The organism is Niallia taxi (assembly GCF_004005475.1).
Taxonomy (GTDB): Bacteria; Bacillota; Bacilli; order Bacillales; family Cytobacillaceae; genus Niallia; species Niallia taxi.
Window position 1 is genome coordinate 35,848 of record NZ_RZTZ01000008.1, and the last position, 22,150, is coordinate 57,997.

Genomic DNA, 22,150 nt, shown 5'->3' on the forward strand with positions numbered 1-22,150 from the left:
AGAGTTATCTTGTGACATAATTAATTGTTTTTCCAGCTGTTAGGAAAAAAGGACTTAAGGACAATTGTCTTTCTAAATCATACAATATATAATAAAACATGTTTTCATGTTATTTATCTATTAATCTAGAAAGAAGTTTTTACATTGAAAAACCTGTTTGTTTTCCTTTCGATTTTGTTTATTATTTTCTCCAATGGGGACCATCCAAAGGGAGGATATAAGGAAGAACGAAAGCCTCGGTCTAAAGAGGAAACAATTCAATCATGAGAGAAAGGGAAGAGCAAGTGTTTTGCTCCTCCCTTTCTTTTTTACTGAACTATTGTTAGCACAAATCCGTCATATCCCTTTTCGCCAACTGTTTGGATACCGACAGAATCTGCCCGTTCATCTTTTGTAAGAATGTCTATGAATTTCCTGATTCCGAGCACCTTTTCATCACAGGTGTTCTTATTTATGACTTCGCCATCCCGGACAACATTATCAGAAACAATCACTGCACCTTTTGCGGCCAATTGAAGTGCCCATTTAATATAATGGGGATTATTTGGCTTATCTGCATCTATGAAGATAAAGTCAAAATTGGAGAATCCTTGTGCCTGTAATGTGGGCAAGGTGCTTAATGCAGGTCCTTCTATTATCGTAACTTTATTCGCTAGTTTAACTGAGTTTATATTTGCTTGTGCTGTTTTTACGTGAATGGGGTCTACCTCTAATGTGACTATTTTTCCGTCTTCTGGGAGGGTGCGAGCGAGCCATATGGTGCTGTAGCCGCCAAGTGTGCCGATCTCTAAGATGTTTTTTGCGCCTTTTAGCTGTGCAAGCATTGCGAGGAATTTTCCTTGTATTGGAGTAACATCAATTTCTGGTAAGCCATGCTTTTGATTATTGTCTCTTACATATTGCAAATCTTTGCTTTCTGGCTGAAACTGTTCCGTAAAATAGTGGTCAACTGAATTCCAAGTTTTATCGTTTTTCATAATAACCAACTCCTTTTGGATTATATATCCATTGTAAGTTATAATTGTATATAAATAAAATACATGTTTCTTATATTTATATAAATAAAAGTTATAAGGAGGAGTTAGATGAACCTTCATGGACTTCGCTTGTTTCATCATGTAGCAAGTTTGGGGAGCTTTACGAAAGCTGCGGAAATTCTGCTGATAAGTCAGCCTGCTGTATCGAGCCAAATCAAGCAATTTGAGAAAGAGCTGGGAATCGCCTTGTTTCATAAGAATGGCAAAAGGTTTACTTTAACACCGTTTGGAGAAGCACTTGCGCAAAAAGCAGAGCTGTTTTTTGCTCATGAAATACAACTAGAACAGTTTGTACAAGATTATAAAACAGCGAAAAAGGGGCGGCTTCATATTACTGCAACCTATCTTCCTGCGAACTTTCTTATCCCGCAATGGGCAGCTGCCTTTAAAGCAGCCAATGAGGAGGTTGAAATAAGCATTACAACGAGAAATTCAACAGAAGCCTTTCGTGAATTGATTCATTATAAAGCCGATATGGCCATGTATGCAGGCGGACTGGAAGAGCAGATGGAGGAAGTAGAGTGGAGACAGCTTTTTCAGGATGAGATATGGTTTGTCGTTTCCCCGCAGCATAGGCTTGCGAACAGTACCGTATCACTTGACGATGTTATGAAAGAGCCTTTTATCATGAGAGAAGCAGGCAGTTCCACAAGAGAAAGGCTGTTCTCCTTATGTCACACACATCAGGTAAAACCGCCAAAGATTGCTTTGCAGTTTACCGGTTTAAATGAGGCTGTCCGTTCTGTCATGACAGGTTATGGCGTCAACTTCGTGTCCTCGCTAGTTGTTAAGGAGTATGTGAAAACAGGACAGCTTGCAAGGGTTTTTGTTGATATAGCACCAGTAAAGAATATTATTGCCATTTGTACACGCAAGGGCGAAAATCTACCCCCAGTAGTTAAGGAATTTATTCATTTATGTATGGAAAGCAGCAAACACAGTAATGCAGGAGAATAGATGTAGGTAGTAAGAGGCGCGAAGAAAGCCTCAATTTAAAATAGGGACAAGCAGTAGTGAATAGGCAGGGAAGAGTGCTGGCAATACTATAACCAAAGCTAATAACCCCTCCAAATAACAATTCCCAATAATATTTGCAGCACTCCTAAAAAGCCTAATAAAGTTTAAATAGAATAGGAATATTTTCGCCAATTACTTAATATATTTAATTCTGATAAGGTTATTATGTGATTTTTCCTTTTTGTGGTATTGAAAGGGGGGATGCTGCCAAAAAAAATAAGCTTTGCCCGAGTCGTCTATCGGAAGATTTTAAGGACATTCTTCGTTATCACGGAGGTGAGAGTAAAAATGAAGAAAGTACTTCTGTTCATTTCAAATTTTCTCTACGGTGGTTTTGTATTAACCGCCTTGTTCGAAAATTTCAAACGGATCCGCGACGGTTTTGCCAGTGGGACTGTGTCATTCTCCAAAACGCCAATTTTGGAGATGGTTCAATTCTTGATGGACGACTGGGCTTATAAGTGGGTTGCAATCTGGGCTATTGTTGGGCTTATCCTTTATCTTCTGCACGCCAATGCAGAACGGAAGAAAAAAGCCGAAGCCGCAGATAAGGAACGCTTATTTCGATGGTTAGACGAATACCGAAATAAACAAAATAGAAAAAGCAAATAGTAGATTATTTCTTTAACGCACATTCGCGCCAACGAATGTGCTTTGCTTTTTATATAGTATGACGCACTTTATAAAAAATGACTGATTAAAGTCAATAAGTGCAAGCATGAATATAGCTTGTCTTAAGTAAAGCATAACTTATTGAAAGTGCTATAGACAAGTGATATTGTCAGCTTTCCCAAAGGATTTGCAGGATATTCACCGACGAAAAGAACTTAAAAAATAATAAAGTCTGTGAAAATATGAAACAATAAATTTTTTATAATTTTTTTCATATCCAGAATTTGGTTAGTAATGATAAAATGATACATACAGTATATACAGAATGTGAAAGGTAGATACTTGGATACCTCCGTATCGGTAAATAAGCTGAGCTACTTAAAATTCCGGTGGTCTGAATTTTTATGTTAGCAGGTTGGTAATCCGCAGATAACATGGATAAAGAAGCAATTGGGAAAGCATAGAATAATAGATTGTTTGGAGGGAACGAATGTGAATAAACAGGAGTATAAAAAGCAGGCAGCAGAACAAGAGGATTGGGCACCAGGCTGGGATGCTATTGATGATGTTTTTGCGGGACTTTATGCAGAGCAAGAGCCGGCTCATTTCGCAACAGACCTCCATGCAAGAGCGATATTCGGAGGCGACCAATATTTAGATGGCTATAGCATTTATCAGTCAGCAAATGGCTATATGCATATTCTAACATATGGAATGACTGAGCTTTACTCTGAAGAAGAAGCCTTTGGTGGTGAGTGGAGCAAATGGGGCTATGAGATGACCATAAAATTAAAGGGAAAATCTTATGATGACTGTATGTGGGTCCTTGACATGTTGTCTAATTTGGCTAGTTATACCTTTACACAAAAAAGATTTTTAGAACCACTCCAATATATAGCAGGAAATGGCACATCCATACATATCGGAGCAGAATCGCAAATCACAGCATTATTGGTGGTGAATGATACGGAAGCGGCAGGTGTGGACACAGTCCACGGCAGGGTCGATTTTCTTCAGTTAGTAGGAATTACGGAAAGGGAATCGGAGTTAATAAAAGAAGATCATACAAAAGCGACTGAGCTTGTTGGAAAAATGAAACAAGACAATCCTTATTTGGTAACAGATATGAAAAGGAACTACTCTTACCTCTAATTTATGTCGTTTTAGCTGTCAGAAGGGCAGCTTTTTTTAACTAAAAAAGGAAAAAAAAGCAAGTTTTACTAGAAATCAGATGGAAAGCTGATATAATGCTAGTATGTATTAGTTTTTGAAGAAGTCTTATTTTATTAATTGTGAAAATATTCACAAGGTAAAGAGGTTGATTTATGAAAAACAATGCTATTTATGTAGAAACCCTCATTAAAGCAAATATAGAAGAGGTGTGGGAAAGCACGCAAACACCAGAGCTGCATGAGCAATGGGATATAAGGTTTTCTTCTATTTCCTACCTATTGAAAAAGACAGAAGCAGAGCCACAGTCCTTTCGATATGAAAGAAAACTTTGCTTTGGCTTAAAGGTAACAGGCTGGGGAAAAAGTGTTGGTACACATAATAAGCAGGATGGGACCAAAACCTCTTCGCTTCATTTTGGGACAGAGCAAGCAATTTCACCAATTAAGGAAGGAAGGGGCTATTGGCAATACATCCCTGCTGAAGAAGGGACAATATTTATTACACAATATGACTATGATTTCCAAAAAAAAGGGGTGTATGGTCAGTTTATTGATATTTTCTTTCGTCCGCTCATCGGCTGGGGAACAGCATTAAGCTTTGATGTATTGAAAAGGTGGCTTGAGAAAGGTGAGTTGCCAAGATGGCAGTATTTACGCTTTTGCTGCAATATACTTATTTCTTTGTTGTTTTGCTTTGTTTGGGTATATCAAGGGGTGTTTCCTAAAATACTGGCACATCATCCTTTAGAAATATCCATGCTATCAAGCTTAACATCTTTAACTGGGACTAAAGCTGAGGCAGCAGTGGCCATTATTGGCATTGCTGAAATTGTATTTGGCGTTGTTTGGCTTTTATACCGTAACAAGAGGCAGCTATATACACTGCAGTTAATTGTTTTTCCTGTATTAACATTGTCAGCAGTGATTGCAGAGCCGTCCATTTGGGCACATCCCTTTAGTCCTGTCCCATTTAATATGAGTCTTTGGATTCTTTCTGTAGTAGGATTTGTACTTGCAAAAGATGTCCCAACTGCGACTAACTGTATACGAAAGAAAAGGATGGGATGAGAAGATGATATATAAAGAAATACTTGGTGATGACTTCAATAAGCTTCATCCAAAGCTGCAGGAACGCTATTCAATCACAATGGATTGTCCATTTCACGGAAAGGGAATAATGCTTCATATTAGCAACGGAAAAAGATGGTTAAAGTCCTTTTTGAGATTAGCTGTTCGCTGGAAGTTTCTGTTTCCAGAAGAAGGCAGCAATATCCCCTTTACAATAAGAAATACATCTAAGCAGCTTGCGAATGGGGACCAAGAAATATATTGGGAACGCAGTTTTCATTTTCAGCATGTAACCAGACATTTCAATGCTTTTATGACAATTGATCCAGAACAAAGGATTGTAAAAGATTATTTAGGAGAACCGAATTTGTTTTATTCTGATTTAACCTTTCTTGTTGCATCGAACGGAGAATTGCATATCCAATCTGGAGCACAGCGCATCCTTCTTGGAAAATGGGAGGTTCCTATCCCGCGTTTATTAGAAGGTAAAGTAATGGTTAAGGAGGGCTATGATGACGTAAATGGACTATACACTATTCACGTGGATATCAGAAACCCGATGTTAGGAAGGTTGATGGCTTATGATGGCAGATTCAAGCAAGAGGATAGATAAGTTTACGATGATAAGTGGACTGGTATTATTTCTGGCAAGCTGGTTTTATACAACAGAGCTTCATTTCTTGTTATTAACGGCTGCACAACTGATTCTGGTTCCAATGACACTCCATTTAGTAATGGAAATAAACAAGAAACAGGCGTTTATTATTGGAGCAGGACAAGTGTCTGTATTTTTATTGCATGTTATCACTATTCATACAGGACAAATGTTTTTATCAGTAATTTATCTATTGTTTACACTGTATGTGGCATTATGCGGCCTTGGCCGATTTTTTAGGCGTGGTTTTGTCAACTGGGCGGAGATATCTATTGATATAGGTATGATGTATTTATTTATGGGAGGAATTTGGTTTTTTATTCATATTAATGGGATAAATACAGGTTTCAGTCCAATGCTTAATTGGCTGACAGCCATACACTTTCATTATTCCGCCTTCTTATTGCCAATATCAATTGGTTTCTTTGGTCGTATTCATAAGTCAGCTCTTTACAATGTGATTGTGCCATTCATTTTAGCTGCACCAATGCTTGTCGCGATAGGCATAACATTTTGGCCACTACTCGAATTTATTGCTGTTATTTTTTATATCTTTGCAATTTATAGCTTAATATATCTTGCACTTAAGACTAAATTTTCCTATTTCCTACAAGGGCTGTTTATTCGTTTATCTTTTAGTGCCCTTGGTATCACAATCCTGTTTTCTCTCGTCTATTCGGTTGGACGTGCCTACGGAAAATGGTATGTAACATTAGACTTTATGCTGTTATTCCATGGGTTAGTGAACTGTATATTCTTCGGACTAATAGGTGTACTTGGATGGTCACTTCATCTGCCTGAATCGAAGCAGGCTGTCTGGAGCTTTCCCGTCAGTAGGATAAGAGGGAAATTAACTACAGATAATAGCTATAAATCAGGGCTAGTTGATGATCTTAGTGAATTTGCTGAAATTAAAGAATTACCTAAAACAATCGTAAATTTCTACGAGCAAACGAATAAATATCGTTTATTTGCAACAACTTATTGGGCAGCTTGGTTTAAACCACTGCTTATTATATATAAACCTGTTAGTATTTGGCTTAATCAATTGAATTTGCCTGTTTCAAAGAAACGGGTGGAAATGCACGGGCAAATTCTTGGGGTCAATCCATTGCTTGATGGCCGAAAAAGCCCGCGAGCTTGGGTGCGAGACGTGAATGGAAGTACCGTTTTCACCGCCATTTATTCTAGTCATGAAAATAATGGCACGACATATATGAATATCGCCTTACCGCTTCCTTTTTCTACAATGATCGGAATCCTGCGTCTTGAAATGAGAAATAAATCTCTCGTGTTGTCTAGTCGAGGAGATGGGGATCAGGGTATATACCTGGCAACAGGAAAACTGCTATTTAAGCTGCCATTATCTGAAGACTTTTTGATTGAGGAAAAACAAGCTGGAGAACTTACCGCTATACATAAAATGAAGCTATTTGGCCTTCCTTTTCTGCAGATTAACTATCATATAGTTGAAAAAAACATCCCTAAACGTAAACTTCCTATTTGAACTATTCCAGAGGCTAAAAGAAACTTTTAGCCTCTTTTTATTGACTTACTGAAGGGAATTTATTAGTTGACAGGACAGGAATTATAAAATAAAATAATGAAATACTTTATAAAAAGTACTTTAATTTGAGTACTTTAATTTTATTAAGGGGATGTAAAAAACATGAAGTTTAAACAGTTCTTAAAAACAAGAGGTGCAATTGCTGCCATCTTTATGGGGATTTTCTATGCGATTGCTATGCTCGGCATCTTCTTGCCAGGATACTCTGCAATTCCAGGAAATGTAGATAAATTGCCAATTGCCATTGTTAACGATGATGCAGGGGAATATGGTGCACAGATTGCGAGTCAGTTAGAGGAGAACTTGCCTTTTAAAAATATCGAAACAGACCTGTCCAACAGCCAAGCGTTAAAAGATTTAGATAAAAACGATTTAGCGTTAGTTGTTCATATTCCAGAAACATTCTCTGCAGATATGCAAAAAGGAGAGGTTTCATCAAGTATTGATTTCACTATTAATGAAGCAGGTGCAACTACTGTTTCCTCAACAATGAACTCAGTTGTCACACAAATAAACAATCAACTGAGCACACAGTTTTCCCAGCAAACAGCTCAAGGTGTGTTAATGAACTTTAATGTACCCGAAGATCAGGCTGCAGAATTAGCGAATAAAATTGAGACAGCCTACACAGGAAATGTCGTATCCATTAATGAAATACCAGATGGCATGAATAATAATATGCTGCCGATGTTTTTGACAATGGCAGGTTATGTTGGTGCGATGATTGGTGCAATGCAACTAGTAGCTGCATTTAAAGCTAGCCGCGGTAAAGCAAGCAAAACAAAACTATTCCTTTATGTACAATCAACAGCATTATTGATTGCCGTAACATCATCATTGATTGCTTTAGGTATTACTTATTTAGTAAACCAGCCAAGCGGTGAATTATTCTTTGGAATTCTTGGCCAGCAAATTTTGAACTACCTAGTTTGCTTTAACTTTACAGCAATTTTGCTTTTCTTAGTGGGAGAAGGCGGCATGATATTGAACCTCCCAATTCTTTTATTCCAAACATTAGCAAATGGTGCAACAATTCCAAGAGATATGATGTACTTGCCATATGAATGGATGAGTCATATTTCACCAATGTATTATTCTGTTCAAGCTTACTTTGCAAACATGTATGGAGGCATTAGCCCAAGTCCATATATTTGGTCAATGGTCGCAATTGGTGCTGTTGCGATGTTAATTAATATCGTCATCGTTACATTTGTTCACAAGCATGTGCCAGTGGAAGACAAAGAAGCAGAGGTAAATGTGAAGAATGGTGCTGAAATTACTGCTTAATTTTGCTAGAATAAGGATAATTCTCTGTGAAGGAGTACAATCGTTATGTCCACTCAAATTCAAATCTTCATCTTAAGCAGGCTAATGGAGGAAAACAATTATCCTTATAAAATTAAAAAACAGCTTTCAGAGCCAATTCCACTTGATCAGCTTGTTGGTTTAACAGAAAGCAAGCTTTACTATCACTTTGATTCACTAGTAAAGCAAGGTTTGATCGAAATTGTTGAAGTAATAAAAGAAGAACACAGACCAGATAAACAAGTATTTGGCATTACTGAAAAAGGCAAGCAAGAATTGCCGAAGAAAATATATAAGCTGTTTGAGAATGCTGATGCTATCACAGATATGCTCGTAGGTTTATCTAACTTGGATTATGTTGACCGCAACAAAATCATAGATATACTCGAAAAAAAGCTGGAAAGCTTTACTGCACGGTGGGAGCAAGTGAAGACATTTGATAAAGTGGAATTTTACCCAGATAAAGAAAAGCTGCTTAATTTTATAAGTGGGTATTATTCAACAAGAACAGACCATACAATACGTTGGATGGAAGAGCTAATCAACAGATTGAAAAATGAGGAAATATAAGGAGACAAGCCGGAATTAGATTTCGGCTTGTTTTTTTTGTCACCATATAAAATGATGTAAAAACGCTGTTAAAGCTAAAAATAGTCAAATTGATACAACAAATGACGCAAATTTTGGATAATCGATTATAATAATAGATAACTTAAAAAGAATAAGATGGTGATTTTTTTGAAACAAAAAAAACGGAGGATTACGCTTCAAGATGTTGCTAAGCATGCCGGTGTCTCGACTTCGACGGCTTCATTAGTTATTCGCAATCATCCTCGGATTTCAGATGCAACGAAGCAAAAGGTGTTAAATTCCATTGAAGAGCTGGGATATGTATACGACCGAGTTGCAGCTAAATTAAGGTCACAAAGCTCTAAAATTATTGGAGTTATTGTGACGGATATCTCTAATAAATTTATTTCGGAGTTTTTAATAGGTGTTCAACAAACACTCGAGAAAATGGATTATACCGTATTATTGGGAACAACTTTCGATTCTGTCTCAAAACAAGAGCGGTTAATTTCAACGATGGTCGAGCATAGAGTGGATGGATTAATTATAAATGCTGCTTCAAAAACCAATAAAAGTACAATAAGTCAATTGAATCACCTTGAACTGCCGGTCGTGCTCGCAAACAGAGAAGTGGAGCATGTGAATTGTGATTATGTAGGAATTGATTACATAAAAGGTACTTATCTTGCTGTAAGTCATTTATTAAAAAAAGGCCATACAAGAATTGCCTTTCTTGGCGGCATAAAGATGTCCTCTACATGGAAGGACCGTATGAAGGGATTTCAAAAAGCCCATGATAATGCTGGAGTAGCGGTGGATAAATCACTTATTATTGATGGCTTGCCAACAAGTGAAGGTGGTGTACAAACCGTTTTAGAGGTGCTTAAAAACCCCAATCCTCCAACAGCTATTTTTTGTTTCAGTGATCTTGTGGCATTTGGTGTTCTGCAGGGGTTAGGCATGCAGGGAATTATACCTGGACAAGACATAGATATTGTAGGCTTTGACAATATTCCTGAAGCAGAAATATATCATCCGCCATTAACTACGGTCTCTTCTTTCCCAAGAACGATAGGGATAAAGGCAGCGACGATTTTATATAATAAATTGGAACAAGATGATTCCATCCAACAAAGAATCATACTAAATCCAGAGCTAGTAATAAGAGAAACCTCAACATAATTTAAAGCTGGAGATAATAAAGCAAAAATCTTCATATAAAGATTTTTTTTATGCTTTGTTATCTTCTATTTCCCTTTCTAATGCATGTTTTCCCCGTTTTGTCAGTTTATCATCTTGTTAATATGAAATTTAATTCTTGACTCTAAGTAAATTTAGGATTATTATAGGTACGTAAAGTAACCGAGGTTACTAAAAATAACTAATTTATTTTGGATAGATTCTTCATTATCTATAATTAAATATTTTTAGTAGAACGATGTACTAAAAAGTTTAACTTGATAGAGACGGAGATATATTTTTTTAAAATTTAGTAGAACGATATACTAAAGAGGAGGAGTTGGTTAGTTATATTATTAGGAGAAGATTATATATCCTATGATTATTTAGTAGAACGATGTACCAAATAGGATAAAATCTAATGAATATGTCAGCTTGTAAAACAGTGGTTTATGTATAAAAACAAGTTGAAAACAAATAGTAATGGTTGTTAGCGTTTAAGCCTTGAAAATTAGGAGCATTCCATGAAACATAAATATTTAAACATGGCGCTAGGTTTATATATGAGTTATTTCTTGCTAGGAATGATTAATATTATCTTAGCTTCAAATATGAGTTTTTTATCTGAGCAACTGAATGTAGAAAAAACCGATATTAGCTTATTAATTTCTGTCGTAGGGGTAGGGCACTTACTATCCATTAATATTGCAGGACGATTTTCTGATCGTTACGGCAGAAAACCATTAGTTGTGGCAGCAACCATATTGTATATGGTTTTCTTAATTGGAATTCCGCTGACATCCCATTACCAAATTGCAATGGGGTTGGCATTTATTGCAGGTATCTGTAATTCCTTACTCGATTCAGGGACATACCCTGCACTTAATGAAGCTTTTGATGAAGCTTCTGGAACAGCAACAGTACTTTTAAAAGCATTTATATCCTTTGGGGCATCCTTGCTACCAATGATGATTAACTTTTTTGTTGTAGAAAAACTGTTTTATGGACTAGTATTTTTTGTTCCAGCGTTGCTGTTTCTATTCAATGGGTTGTTTTTAATGAAGGTCAGCTTTCCAAAGTTTAAGGAAGAAAAGGCATCACAAGACGCCATCATTACAGAGAGTGCAGCCTCGATTGGTCCGAAGCTTTGGAGAGAAGGTGCTGCCCTTATATTATTAGGCTTTAGCTCTGTCTCCTTATTTACGGTCGTACAAACGTGGCTGCCAACATATGGACAAGAGGTTCTTCATTTAGACAAGCTGAAATCAATTGGATTGCTGAGCTTTTACAGTACAGGCGGGCTTATCTCCATTTTATTGCTGGCAGTTTTGTTAAAGAGAACGATAAAACCGATAACGGCCATAGTGATCCTGCCAGCTTTTGCGTTCCTTGCATTATTGCTGTTAATCATTAATAATAATCCGACGTTACTTCCTATAATTTCCTTTTGTCTTGGGTTATTTATGTCAGGGATATTTCAATTAACCGTTACAGTTATGATAGAACTGTTTCCTCATAAAAAGGGAGTAAGTGTTTCATATGTAAGCGCGGCGGCCAGCATCGCTTTTATTGTAATCCCTTTCATTACAGGACTGTTTATCAAGTATATCGGCGTTTCCTCCGTATTTATGCTAGACCTGGTTATTGCCTTTATAAGCACAATTCTTGCTTTGTTTATATCAGTAACTCAAAGGAATAAGCGAAGTGACTTTATTTTAAAGAAATAATTACTTATCAGAAAATAAGCTTTTGTATTTAGGAGTGTAAAAATGAAAAATCCTTATATTAAGTCATCATTTGGAATGTATATGAATTACTTCATGCTTGGCATGATCAATATTATCATCGCCTCCAATATGGATAATCTTTCAGAAAGATACGCCGTTACTGTTGGACAAATAAGTCTGCTCGTTTCAGCGATCGGAATCGGAAAATTGATTGCCTTGTTTTTTGTTGGGCGTCTTTCCGACAAATTAGGGAGAAAGCCAGTCATTATAACAGCTAATTTCCTTTATCTTGTCTTTTTAATTGGTGTCCCAACGACAACCAATTATGTCGTAGCATTTATCTTTGCGATATCTGCTGGTATTGCCAATTCGCTGCTTGACTCTGGAACATATCCGGCCTTAACCGAATCATTCCCGAAAAAAGCAAGCTCTGCTTCTGTATTAGTGAAAGCATCTGTATCAATCGGTGCAACATTGCTGCCATTTATTATGGCAATCCTAGTAGCTAATCATATTTTCTGGGGCTGGACATTCTTTGGACTTGGCGTTTTATATTTACTAACTGGCATTTACTTGATATTTATGCCTTTCCCAAATCATAAAAATATAACAAAAGCAGACGGTGTCGCTGAAACGGTGTTTAAGGTTCAGCCAAAGTTTGCAGGGGAAGGGATTGCCGTTATTTTATTAGGATTTACATCAACAGCACTATTCGTAGTTTGGCAAACATGGCTGCCGCAGCTAGGTAAACAATTTATTGGTCTTGATTCAAGTCAATCGGTGCAATTGCTTTCTTACTTCAGTATTGGTGCACTTGTATCTGTATTGTTACTAGCTGTTGTATTAGACAAATTCATCTCACCAATTATGGTGGCGATCGTTTATCCAATCGGCGCATTTATCTCCATGCTTGGGCTGTTCATGGTGAATTCTTATGGAATTGTTCTGGTTTGTACATTCTTAATGGGTCTGTTTACATCAGGAATTCTGCAATTAGCATTAAGTATTATGATGAAGCTGTTCCCAAAAAACAAAGCAACTGCATCCTCATATGTAAATATTGCTTCAAGTGCATCTTTTATACTTGTTCCAATTATTACAAGTAGTTTAGTAGGTTCTGCTGGCATATCAATGACTTTAGTATTTGATATGGTTATCGCGGTAATCAGTGTTCTTCTTGCTGTATATGTATTAAGCAGATTTAAAAAGATTTTCGCTTAATAGTTAATTATAAAAATACAAATTTATGAAATAGGGAGATTGTTTATATGTCTAACGTACATGAAAAAAATATCGATGGAAAAACAAAATTAGTAGGATTGCTTGCAACACCTATCGGTCATAGCTTATCACCACGCATGCATAATCTTGCCTACACTTTAACAGGGCTAAACTATGCTTATCTTGCATTTGAAGTTGGCAATGATGAGCTAGAAGCAACAGTTAAAGGCTTAAAAGCAGCAGGAGCAGCAGGCTTCAATGTTTCTATGCCAAACAAAATGAAGGTGTTAGAGTACTTGGATGAACTAGATGATTCTGCAAAATATGCTCGTGCCAGCAACACAGTAGTGAACCGCGACGGTAAATTAATAGGCTACAATACAGATGGACAAGGATATGTGAAGAACTTATTGGAACATGGAGTAACACTTGAAGGCAAAAAAGTAACACTTGTTGGATCTGGCGGTGCTGCGACACCAATCGCAATCCAGTTAGTGCAATCAGGTATAAAAGAAATCAGCATTTTCGCTCGAAATGATGCGTTCTTCGTTCAAGCTGAGGAAAACGTAGATTATATTAATAAGGAAATGAAGCAATTCGGTGTAAAAGCTAATCTGTTTCCATTAGAAGATAAAGAAGCGTTCCGTCGTGAAGTAGCAGAAAGTGCAATACTTGCTAATGGTACAAGCCTAGGAATGAAGCCGCTCGATCATTTAAGTATTATTGACGATGCGTTGGACGTGCTTCGTAAGGACTTAGTCGTAACAGATGTTGTTTACAACCCGCAAAAATCTAAATTGTTGGCACAGGCAGAAGAGGCTGGTGCAACAGCAATTAACGGTTTAGGAATGATGTTATGGCAAGGAGCTTTAGGATTTAAGCTGTTTACAGGTGTTGATATGCCTGTTGAGCGAGTTAAGGAAATATTATTCGGCGACAATCAATAAAATATTTAGATGGGAGAGAGAAGCAATGAGCAAAAAATTCCTTATGTTACATGGTGTCAATCATAATATGTTCGGTAAACGTGATCCGAAGCAATATGGAACAATTACTTTGGAAGAAATCAACAGTAATATTCAAGCTTTAGCAAACGAACTGCAAATCGAAGTGGAAGCATATCAAACAAACCATGAAGGGGAAATGGTCGAAAAGATTCACGAAGCATTCCTAAATGGCATAGATGGTGTAGTCTTAAACGCAGGAGCATGGACACATTACAGCTATGCGATTAGAGATGCATTAGCTATCTTGACTGTACCTGTAGTGGAAATTCACATGTCTAACATTCATTCACGTGAAGAATTCCGTCATACATCCGTGTTTGCAGACATTGCAACAGGTCAAATTTCTGGATTCGGTGAAGAAAGCTACTTGCTTGGCATTCGTGCAGCAGTCGCAGCAAGTCAAAAATAAAATATATAGAGGAAAGGCCAGATATTTGATGTCTGGCCTTTTATCATGCTTATTAAAATTTAGCAGCTGCCTCTTGTGCCTGGAAAAGCGCCTTTGCTTTAATTTCCTCCGCTTTTTCTGGAAATCTTTGTTGGCCTTCAATAATAATACTTTCAAATGAAGACACTTCGAAGAAATTCATCATAACCTCTAAATATCGATTGCTCATTTCATTTTTAGCTTCAGATCCATATGAATAAATATCACCGCTTGATTGAATATGGAAGGCTTTTTTCCCTTTTAATAGCCCAACGGAACCTTCCTTTGTGTATTTAAATGTTTTTCCAGAGACAGTCACGGCATCAATATATGTCTTCATGACAGCAGGAATTGAGAAGTTCCACATAGGATTTACAAATACATATTTGTCTGCCAATAAGAACTGTCCTCCTAATTCTGCAAGCCGTCCTGTTTTTAATCTTTCAGAATGCGACAGCTTTTCAAAAGGGGTGCCTGCTTTAAGCTTTTCCCAGCCGTTAAATACATCTCTATCTAAATAAGGTATTTCTGCCTCATACAAGTCAAGATGAACAATATTATCCTCGGGATTTAATTTTTTATATGTTTCAATAAATTCTCGTCCCACTGCCATACTATATGATGTTGTCTCATCATAGGGGTTTGCTGTGATATATAGTATATTAGCCATTAATAGCTCCTTTGTCGTCTTTTAGATACGGTTACTTAACGTGCAGCAGAGATTTCAACTAGTCACTCATCCAGCTTTCACCCCATTGGCTTAGCGGACCAAGTATTTTCCCTAATTCCATTCCTTTTTCTGTCAATAAGTATTCGGCGCGAACGGGTCTTTCTTTGACAATTTGCCGGATTACGATCCCGTGATCCTCTAACTCTTTCATTCGTTCTGTAAGCATTCGTTTGCTTAAATCAGGAATGATTTTGTGTATCTCACTAAAGCGCTTTGGTCCGCTTAACAAAACATAAATAATTAAGCCCGTCCATCTTTTCCCAATAAGCTCAAAGCTTCTTTCCACTTTAGGACCTAATTGATGCTGATCGTTCATTCATAAATCTCCTTCAAGACAAATTATAAATTTATTCGTTCTTTTATTATTCGTTATTATAGGTATATTATAAATTAAATTTGTGAGAAGTTTAACAAATTAGCATTATAGTAATTAATAAAAGTAAAAATAGCAGGGAAAAAGGGGGATTTCAACCTATTTCATGGAGACCAGTTCCCAGTGATACTAAAAAAGAAGCAGCCTTTTCATTACTATAAAAGCGGATCTTGTACAATTCCTCATAATCTTTGTTTGGTTATGAAAATCAAAAATCAATAATGATATTTAGCTGAAAGTAAAATAACCGTTATATAAAGAAATCCTTAGTGAAAAAGTTGAATTTTTCCATTCTATCCAGTAAGATATTAATGAGAATGAAAATTATTATCAATTAGGGAGATGATTCCTTTGTCTATATGGAGTAATGCAGTAGAAGTAAGAAAAGCGTTTATAATAGATCAGCTGTTAAGCATCGGTATATATAAAAAAGAAAATGTCCAGTTATATGAGCTAAGTATTAGTGAATTAGAAAGTGAGTATTACTTACATATTAGGGGGAAAAGGCTGTGAGGAAAAAGACCTTTAAAGAATTAGTTAGTGAGAACAAGAAAATTATTTTAGATGACCAAAAGTCTGTTGAACAAATATATAAGAAGATAGACGATAAACATTTGCAGCCGCAAAAATGATAAAAGCCGATAATTGATTTCTCAATTATCGGCTTTCATTCATCTTATTTTGGAAGGATGATGGTGAACTTACTGCCTTCATCCTTTGCACTTTCTACATAAATGGTCCCACTGCACAGCTGGACAATTCGTTTGACAAGGGGAAGTCCTAACCCGTTTCCTTGTTTTGCATGAGAGATATCTCCTTGATAAAATTTATCAAAAAGACGAGCTTTTGTCTGGCTGTCCATCCCGATGCCGTCATCTTGAATGGCGAATTCAATTTGCTCAGTCTTATTACTAAGACTGATATGAATTGCGCTGCCGTTATGGGAAAATTTAATGGCATTATCAATCAAATTAACCCATATTTGTTGTGTTAAATCTTCATTGCCGCTGAAGGTGACATTGTCCAATTCCACATTTACAGTGATATCTTTTGCTGACCACTTTGGCTCCATGAGAACAATTGTTTTTCTGATTTGTTCATCTAGTCTAAACGGCATCTTATCAGAAATGATTTCTAAGTGCTCATATTTTGATAAGGCAAGTACATTTGTAGACAGAGCAGCAAGACGCTCTGATTCTGTCATGATGATATGAAGATACTCTTGCCGTTCTTCCTCTGTCAAATTATTTTCCTTTAAGAGCTTAGCAAATCCCCGGATTGAAACGATCGGTGTTTTAAATTCATGAGAGAAATTATTAACGAAATCACTTCTTAATGTCTCAATACTGGAAAGCTCATAGGTCATCTTATTAAAGCTTTGCGACAGCTCCTCCAATTCGCCAATGCCCTTTATATTAACCTTTACTGAAAAATCGCCATCTGCAACCTTATGTGTTGCATCAATAACGGTTCGTATCGGATTTAAAGCTTTTTTACTGAGAAAAGCCGTCAGCGAAGTACCAAGCAATATGCAAAAGCCGACAAAGCCAAAGAAGGGGAGGGCTTTTGTCATATCACTATGTTTTACATAACCTATATAGTTTAAAAATATAGTAATAGCTAGTGCAATAATAAATGTTGCCACAAACACAAAAAATACAAAAATAACTAATGTTATGGCAAGGCTTAACCTTTTTTGGAAGAACTCCCTCATGCTCTTTTCACAGCCTTGTAGCCAAGACCTCTGACAGTCACGATGTCAAAGTCAGACCAATCTTTAAACCTGTCCCGTAATCGATTAATATGGACATTTAATGTACGGTCATTTGTTTCTGATTCGAGTCCCCAAATTTCGTCCATCAGCTGCATGCGTGTAAAAATCATGTTCGGATAGGAAAGCAGCTTAAACAAAAGATAAAATTCCTTTGGAGGCAATGCAATCACAGTATCTTTGTTTGAAACAGTCAATGCATCATAATCTAAGACAGATTTACCAACTGTCAGTTTATGCTCACTTGCAATTTGAGCTCTGCGAAGCAACGCTTTAATACGCAGTACCATTTCCTCTTCATCTACAGGCTTTGTCATATAATCATCTGTACCAGCAAGGAACCCTTGTTTTTTATCGTTTGGTTCCTGCTTTGCTGTTACCATTAAAATAGGCAGATGCTCCCATGAGGACCGGAGCTGTCTTGTTAATTCATAACCGTCCATATTTGGCATCATCAAATCAAGCACTACTAAATCAACATGCTGACTATCCATAAAGTGAAGTGCAGAGATGCCATCCTCTGCAGCATAAGCATCGAAGCCATACTGCTTTAATACAGCACACATTAGCTTTCTAGTATTCACATCATCTTCAACCACTAATATTTTAAACATAAATGAGCTCCTCCATATAACTATTATGACATAAAAAATTTTAGCGTTGAAATGTAAACTGAAAATCAATTATTTCCTACACAATGTTTATATTGAGTTTACTTTGCAAGGCTATATTGGAGTCACAGTAAAAGAAAATAACTTATTGTTTATATTACAGGGGGAAATTTGAGTGTCTTATACTATATTATTCACCAATTACGAAATAAGGGGAGAACAGGAGCGGTTAATTGAAGAATATAAGCTTAGCCTATCAGAATCAAAAGCAGGGACAGAAGAGCTATTAAAGAAGCTGAATTATCATTTTATTGGCAATGATGATGTTTGGGGATTTCGCAGCGGTTATTTCATGAGTATTGCTGAAATTATTCCATTAACATTAAGGGAGTGATTCTTATTGATGTAACAACAATAAGAATGCTCCTTTTTCTTTTTTCTTATTTGTTATTGACATTCATATGCTTATCAATTATTATTATTATCTTGTATTCAAGATATTTTAATTAATAGTAATAAAATTTTTTTTTGGATAAATATCTCGAATTCGAGATATTGATAAAGAAGATGTCTGTTCAAAACACGGAAAGAAGGGAAAGAAATGACGAAAACATTAGGTATTCATCACATTACAGCAATGGTTAATGATGCACAGCGCAATATTGATTTTTATGCAGGCGTACTTGGGTTAAGGCTGATAAAAAAGACGGTTAATTTTGACCGACCTGAGGTTTACCATTTATATTTCGGCAATGAAACAGGAGATCCTGGCACTGTCATTACCTTTTTTCCGTGGGAAAAGCAGCTGAAGGGAAGAGTCGGCACAGGGCAAGTCGGAGTAACTAAATATGTTATTCCAATCGGTTCAGCCGCATTTTGGGAAAGTCGATTAAGGAAATACGGAATAGAGTTAACATCATTCGTGCGTTTCGGTGAGAAGACAATCAAGTTCAGTGATCCAGATGGACTGCAATTAGAGCTTGTAGAAAGAAGTGAAGGTCCTATAAACACATGGAGCACAGCCGAAATAACGGCAGAGCATGCAATAAAAGGCTTTGGCGGAGCCGTATTGTATTCTGCACGGCCACATAAAACAAAGGAAGTGCTCGAAGAAATATTAGGGCTGGATTTTGTCGGGCAACAGGATGAAATTATCCGCTTCAGATCTAGAGGGGACCTAGGAAATATCATTGATATTCAGCTTAACCCATCCAACCGCGGCTTGATGGGTGCTGGCACAGTCCATCATATTGCATGGAGAGCTGAAGATGAGGAAGAATTGCATAAATGGCGCGCATTGCTGCAGGAGAAAGGCTATTATCCAACAGAGATACGTGACCGCAATTACTTTAAGGCCGTGTATTTTCACGAGGAAGGCGGAATCCTGTTTGAAATAGCAACAAACCCGCCAGGCTTTACTGCTGATGAGCCTTTAGAAGAGCTTGGAAACAAGCTTATGCTCCCAGACTGGTTGGAGTCAAAAAGAGAAGAATTAGAAGAAGCATTACCGAAAGTAGAAGTGCGTTCAATAGGAGGAGAAAAATAATGAAACATATATTTAATAAAGGTACAGATTCTCAAAGACCAACATTATTGCTGCTTCATGGTACGGGCGGAACAGAATTAGATTTACTGCCGCTTGCAGGCATAATAGATGATCAGGCTTCTGTTTTAAGTGTTCGTGGTAATGTGTTAGAAAACGGTATGCCAAGATTTTTCCGCAGATTAGCAGAGGGTGTTTTTGATGAGGAGGATTTGGTTGCTAGAACAAGTGAATTGAACAGCTTTTTAGATGAAGCTGCAGCAAAATATGAATTCGACCGCCATAATATAGTAGCAATTGGCTACTCAAATGGAGCGAATATTGCCGCAAGCTTATTATTTCATAATAAAGATGCATTAAAAGGCGCTATCCTGCACCATCCGATGGTTCCAAGAAGAGGAATAGACCTGCCTGACTTAGCAGGAAAATCTGTATTCATAACTGCGGGCACAAATGATCCAATCTGCTCGCCGCTGGAATCTGGAGAGCTTGAATCATTATTGCAAAATGCAAATGCGAATGTTGAAATCCACTGGGAAAACCGCGGACATTCCCTTACCCCAACAGAAGTAGAAGCAGCATCGGAGTGGTATAAGAAAGTATTTTAAGAAGTAGAATGTTGAAACCGAACTATCTAATCATTTTGATTGATAGTTCTTTTTTTTATTTTGCTGTTTTGGGTTTTGATACAATATTCAGGAAATATTAGTGGAATGGAGCGGAGGCTCATCTTCCTCCCCGCGGAAAGCGAGTGGGTGCAGCGCAATGAAACGGACTCAAATTACAAGCCATACTCTCTATTAATGAAGTGAATATATTACTTACCCGGTTATACATAAAACATAGTTTTCTGCTATAATATTTCTAAAATTCAATAAATAGAATAGGTGACATATATGAACTCAGTAGGAATAACAATCAATGAGTTGCTTCGTCTGCCGGTCTTAAAGGATGCGAAGGTAATAAGCGGTGAAAAGGGCTTAAACAGAATGGTTCGTTATCTCGACATTATGGAAGTGCCTGATATAAAGGGTTGGTTGAGAGAGGGAGAGCTCTTGCTGACCACTGCTTATGCTATACGTCACGACACAAAGCTGCTGTCAAACTTAGTGCAGCATTTAGCTCAAGCGGATGCTGCTGCATTAGCGATAAAACGAGAAAGATATTTGCGGGATTTGCCGGAGGAGATGCTGCAGATAAGCAATGACTTCAACCTACCTATCATTGAGCTTCCAACAGAGATACCATATATTGATATTACGAATGCTGTAATGGAGCTGTTAATTGATAAACAAACCTACTTGCTGAGAAGGTCAGAAGAATTATATAAGAAACTAACAACGTTAGTACTAGAAAACAGTGGGATACAAACTGTAGCAGATAATGTGTCCGGATTATTAAAATCGCCGATTTGGCTGCTAGACAGAAAAGGGAATACGATTGTGTCTGCCCCGCAAGGAGATAGCAGCTCTCCTTTCGCTGACATTAGGTGCTGGGAAATTACTGTGGATAAACAAATTGTCGGTAAGCTTTATATTGAAAGAGACAATCTCGACGACTTAGATATGGTATGTGTAGAACAAGCTAGATTGGTGTTTGCGTTAGAACTAATGCGAAGAAAAACAGCGATTGATACAGAAAGAAAGCTCAGAGGAAGTTTTATTGAAGAGCTGCTAACTGGGCTGCCGCTTACCAAGCAAGAAGTAATGAACAAAGGAAGGCAACTAGGCTTAAACCCTGATATTTCGTGGAGAATTATAGTTTTGGAAAATAAAGCAGAATTGGAAGAAAATCATGCTTTGTTTCAGAAAATGGAGACTGTGTTAAAGCGGCATTTTTCCTTGTATTTCAAAAAGTCGTGCATGCATATTCATATGCAAGCAAACAGAATAGTGCTGTTGTTTTCTTTTCAAGCGAAAGATGGGACTGCGGAAAAGTGGAAGGAATTATTTACTCCGATTCTTACTGAGTTTAAAGAGATAAGGATTGGTGTTGGAACCGAAGCAGCCTTGTGGGAGGTACAGCACAGCTTCATTCAAGCTCGAAAAGCTATACTACTTGGTTCCAGCTTAGATTTAAAACAGCATCTCTTCACATATGAAGAAATGGAAGCTTTTAATTTATTGCTGGATGCCTCTGATTATGTAAATATGGATGAAGTAGTAGAAAAGAACATTGGCAAGCTTTGTCAATATGATAAGGAAAATGATACAGATCTAGTTAAAACCTTATTCTATTATTTAACAACAGATGGAAGTTTAGTGGAAACTGCTAACCTTTTGTATATCCATCGCAATTCTGTTAAATACCGGATGGATAAGATAGAAAAGGTCGCAAACATTAAAATAGCAAGCTTTCGAGAGAAATTTGTTTACTATTTATGCATTTTTTATTATTTGTTTAAAAATCCAAATTGAAAAAGCTCGTTGTGCTCGGAGCACAACGAGCTTTATTTATTTTTGGTTTATGGGAACATTGTAAAAGATGAATTAAATACTTAAAATTATAATAATTCTTTATATTCAATTAATTAAGAGGAACAAGATGAAGAGGTGATT

24 protein-coding genes are annotated in these 22,150 nt (G+C 36.9%); 19 read left to right on the forward strand and 5 right to left on the reverse strand.

Annotation, left to right across the window (positions count from 1 at the left end):
- Positions 1 to 308 precede the first annotated feature (308 nt).
- Complete coding sequence (locus EM808_RS18155; RefSeq protein ID WP_127739622.1) at positions 309 to 977, reverse strand: O-methyltransferase; 669 nt, start codon at positions 975 to 977, stop codon at positions 309 to 311.
- 108 nt (positions 978 to 1,085) lie between these two features.
- Between EM808_RS18155 and EM808_RS18160 the strand changes: the two genes are divergently transcribed.
- The 13 genes from EM808_RS18160 to aroQ all read left to right on the forward strand — a co-directional run bounded on the left by EM808_RS18160 (position 1,086) and on the right by aroQ (position 14,546).
- The gene (locus EM808_RS18160; RefSeq protein ID WP_127739623.1) at positions 1,086 to 1,994 is read left to right on the forward strand and encodes a LysR family transcriptional regulator; all 909 of its coding nucleotides are present in this window, start codon (positions 1,086 to 1,088) and stop codon (positions 1,992 to 1,994) included.
- Between the two features lie 348 nt (positions 1,995 to 2,342).
- A complete protein-coding gene (locus EM808_RS18165) occupies positions 2,343 to 2,666 on the forward strand; it encodes a hypothetical protein (RefSeq protein WP_127739624.1) in 324 nt (107 codons plus the stop codon).
- A 492-nt stretch (positions 2,667 to 3,158) separates the two neighbouring features.
- Positions 3,159 to 3,818, forward strand: coding sequence for a suppressor of fused domain protein (locus EM808_RS18170; protein WP_127739625.1), 660 nt, complete (start codon positions 3,159 to 3,161; stop codon positions 3,816 to 3,818).
- Between the two features lie 173 nt (positions 3,819 to 3,991).
- On the forward strand, positions 3,992 to 4,906 hold the full coding sequence (locus EM808_RS18175) for a DoxX-like family protein (RefSeq protein ID WP_127739626.1): 915 nt from the start codon (positions 3,992 to 3,994) through the stop codon (positions 4,904 to 4,906).
- Positions 4,907 to 4,910: 4 nt separating this feature from the next.
- A complete protein-coding gene (locus EM808_RS18180) occupies positions 4,911 to 5,519 on the forward strand; it encodes a DUF4166 domain-containing protein (protein WP_127739627.1) in 609 nt (202 codons plus the stop codon).
- Complete coding sequence (locus tag EM808_RS18185) at positions 5,488 to 7,068, forward strand: YndJ family protein (protein ID WP_127739628.1); 1,581 nt, start codon at positions 5,488 to 5,490, stop codon at positions 7,066 to 7,068. Before EM808_RS18180 ends, EM808_RS18185 begins: the two co-directional genes overlap by 32 nt.
- Before the next feature lie 162 nt (positions 7,069 to 7,230).
- Positions 7,231 to 8,415: a YhgE/Pip domain-containing protein gene (locus tag EM808_RS18190; RefSeq protein WP_127739629.1), complete on the forward strand. Its 1,185-nt coding sequence runs from the start codon at positions 7,231 to 7,233 to the stop codon at positions 8,413 to 8,415.
- Positions 8,416 to 8,460: 45 nt separating this feature from the next.
- On the forward strand, positions 8,461 to 9,003 hold the full coding sequence (locus EM808_RS18195; RefSeq protein ID WP_127739630.1) for a PadR family transcriptional regulator: 543 nt from the start codon (positions 8,461 to 8,463) through the stop codon (positions 9,001 to 9,003).
- A gap of 156 nt (positions 9,004 to 9,159) precedes the next feature.
- The gene (locus EM808_RS18200; RefSeq protein ID WP_127739631.1) at positions 9,160 to 10,185 is read left to right on the forward strand and encodes a LacI family DNA-binding transcriptional regulator; all 1,026 of its coding nucleotides are present in this window, start codon (positions 9,160 to 9,162) and stop codon (positions 10,183 to 10,185) included.
- A gap of 521 nt (positions 10,186 to 10,706) precedes the next feature.
- Positions 10,707 to 11,909, forward strand: a complete 1,203-nt coding sequence (locus EM808_RS18205; protein ID WP_127739632.1) for an MFS transporter — start codon at positions 10,707 to 10,709, stop codon at positions 11,907 to 11,909.
- A 42-nt stretch (positions 11,910 to 11,951) separates the two neighbouring features.
- On the forward strand, positions 11,952 to 13,130 hold the full coding sequence (locus EM808_RS18210; protein ID WP_127739633.1) for an MFS transporter: 1,179 nt from the start codon (positions 11,952 to 11,954) through the stop codon (positions 13,128 to 13,130).
- A gap of 47 nt (positions 13,131 to 13,177) precedes the next feature.
- Entirely contained in the window at positions 13,178 to 14,077 is a 900-nt protein-coding gene (gene aroE, locus EM808_RS18215; protein ID WP_127739634.1) for a shikimate dehydrogenase, read from the forward strand.
- A gap of 25 nt (positions 14,078 to 14,102) precedes the next feature.
- A complete protein-coding gene (aroQ, locus tag EM808_RS18220; protein ID WP_127739635.1) occupies positions 14,103 to 14,546 on the forward strand; it encodes a type II 3-dehydroquinate dehydratase in 444 nt (147 codons plus the stop codon).
- 52 nt (positions 14,547 to 14,598) lie between these two features.
- On the opposite strand, the gene EM808_RS18225 is transcribed toward aroQ, so the two are convergent.
- Together EM808_RS18225 and EM808_RS18230 are read right to left on the reverse strand one after the other, a co-directional pair.
- Positions 14,599 to 15,234, reverse strand: coding sequence for an FMN-dependent NADH-azoreductase (locus tag EM808_RS18225; protein WP_127739636.1), 636 nt, complete (start codon positions 15,232 to 15,234; stop codon positions 14,599 to 14,601).
- 58 nt (positions 15,235 to 15,292) lie between these two features.
- A complete protein-coding gene (locus tag EM808_RS18230; RefSeq protein WP_127739637.1) occupies positions 15,293 to 15,610 on the reverse strand; it encodes a winged helix-turn-helix transcriptional regulator in 318 nt (105 codons plus the stop codon).
- Positions 15,611 to 16,018: 408 nt separating this feature from the next.
- On the opposite strand from EM808_RS18230, the gene EM808_RS18235 reads away from it, so the two are divergent.
- A complete protein-coding gene (locus tag EM808_RS18235) occupies positions 16,019 to 16,180 on the forward strand; it encodes a Fur-regulated basic protein FbpA (RefSeq protein ID WP_285849345.1) in 162 nt (53 codons plus the stop codon).
- A complete protein-coding gene (locus tag EM808_RS18240; protein ID WP_127739639.1) occupies positions 16,177 to 16,299 on the forward strand; it encodes an FbpB family small basic protein in 123 nt (40 codons plus the stop codon). The genes EM808_RS18235 and EM808_RS18240 overlap by 4 nt, the downstream gene beginning before the upstream one ends.
- Before the next feature lie 44 nt (positions 16,300 to 16,343).
- Here EM808_RS18240 and EM808_RS18245 read toward each other — a convergent pair whose 3' ends face one another.
- A complete protein-coding gene (locus EM808_RS18245) occupies positions 16,344 to 17,381 on the reverse strand; it encodes a HAMP domain-containing sensor histidine kinase (RefSeq protein ID WP_127739640.1) in 1,038 nt (345 codons plus the stop codon).
- Positions 17,378 to 18,052 (reverse strand): response regulator transcription factor, encoded by a 675-nt coding sequence (locus tag EM808_RS18250; RefSeq protein ID WP_127739641.1) that lies wholly within the window; start codon positions 18,050 to 18,052, stop codon positions 17,378 to 17,380. Before EM808_RS18250 ends, EM808_RS18245 begins: the two co-directional genes overlap by 4 nt.
- A 172-nt stretch (positions 18,053 to 18,224) precedes the next feature.
- Between EM808_RS18250 and EM808_RS18255 the strand changes: the two genes are divergently transcribed.
- The 4 genes from EM808_RS18255 (at position 18,225) to EM808_RS18270 (ending at position 22,009) form a co-directional block, all read left to right on the forward strand.
- A complete protein-coding gene (locus EM808_RS18255) occupies positions 18,225 to 18,443 on the forward strand; it encodes a hypothetical protein (protein ID WP_127739642.1) in 219 nt (72 codons plus the stop codon).
- Between the two features lie 207 nt (positions 18,444 to 18,650).
- The gene (locus EM808_RS18260) at positions 18,651 to 19,595 is read left to right on the forward strand and encodes a ring-cleaving dioxygenase (protein ID WP_127739643.1); all 945 of its coding nucleotides are present in this window, start codon (positions 18,651 to 18,653) and stop codon (positions 19,593 to 19,595) included.
- Positions 19,592 to 20,200, forward strand: coding sequence for an alpha/beta hydrolase (locus EM808_RS18265; RefSeq protein WP_205685881.1), 609 nt, complete (start codon positions 19,592 to 19,594; stop codon positions 20,198 to 20,200). Before EM808_RS18260 ends, EM808_RS18265 begins: the two co-directional genes overlap by 4 nt.
- Before the next feature lie 288 nt (positions 20,201 to 20,488).
- Positions 20,489 to 22,009, forward strand: a complete 1,521-nt coding sequence (locus EM808_RS18270; RefSeq protein ID WP_127739645.1) for a PucR family transcriptional regulator — start codon at positions 20,489 to 20,491, stop codon at positions 22,007 to 22,009.
- Positions 22,010 to 22,150 lie beyond the last annotated feature (141 nt).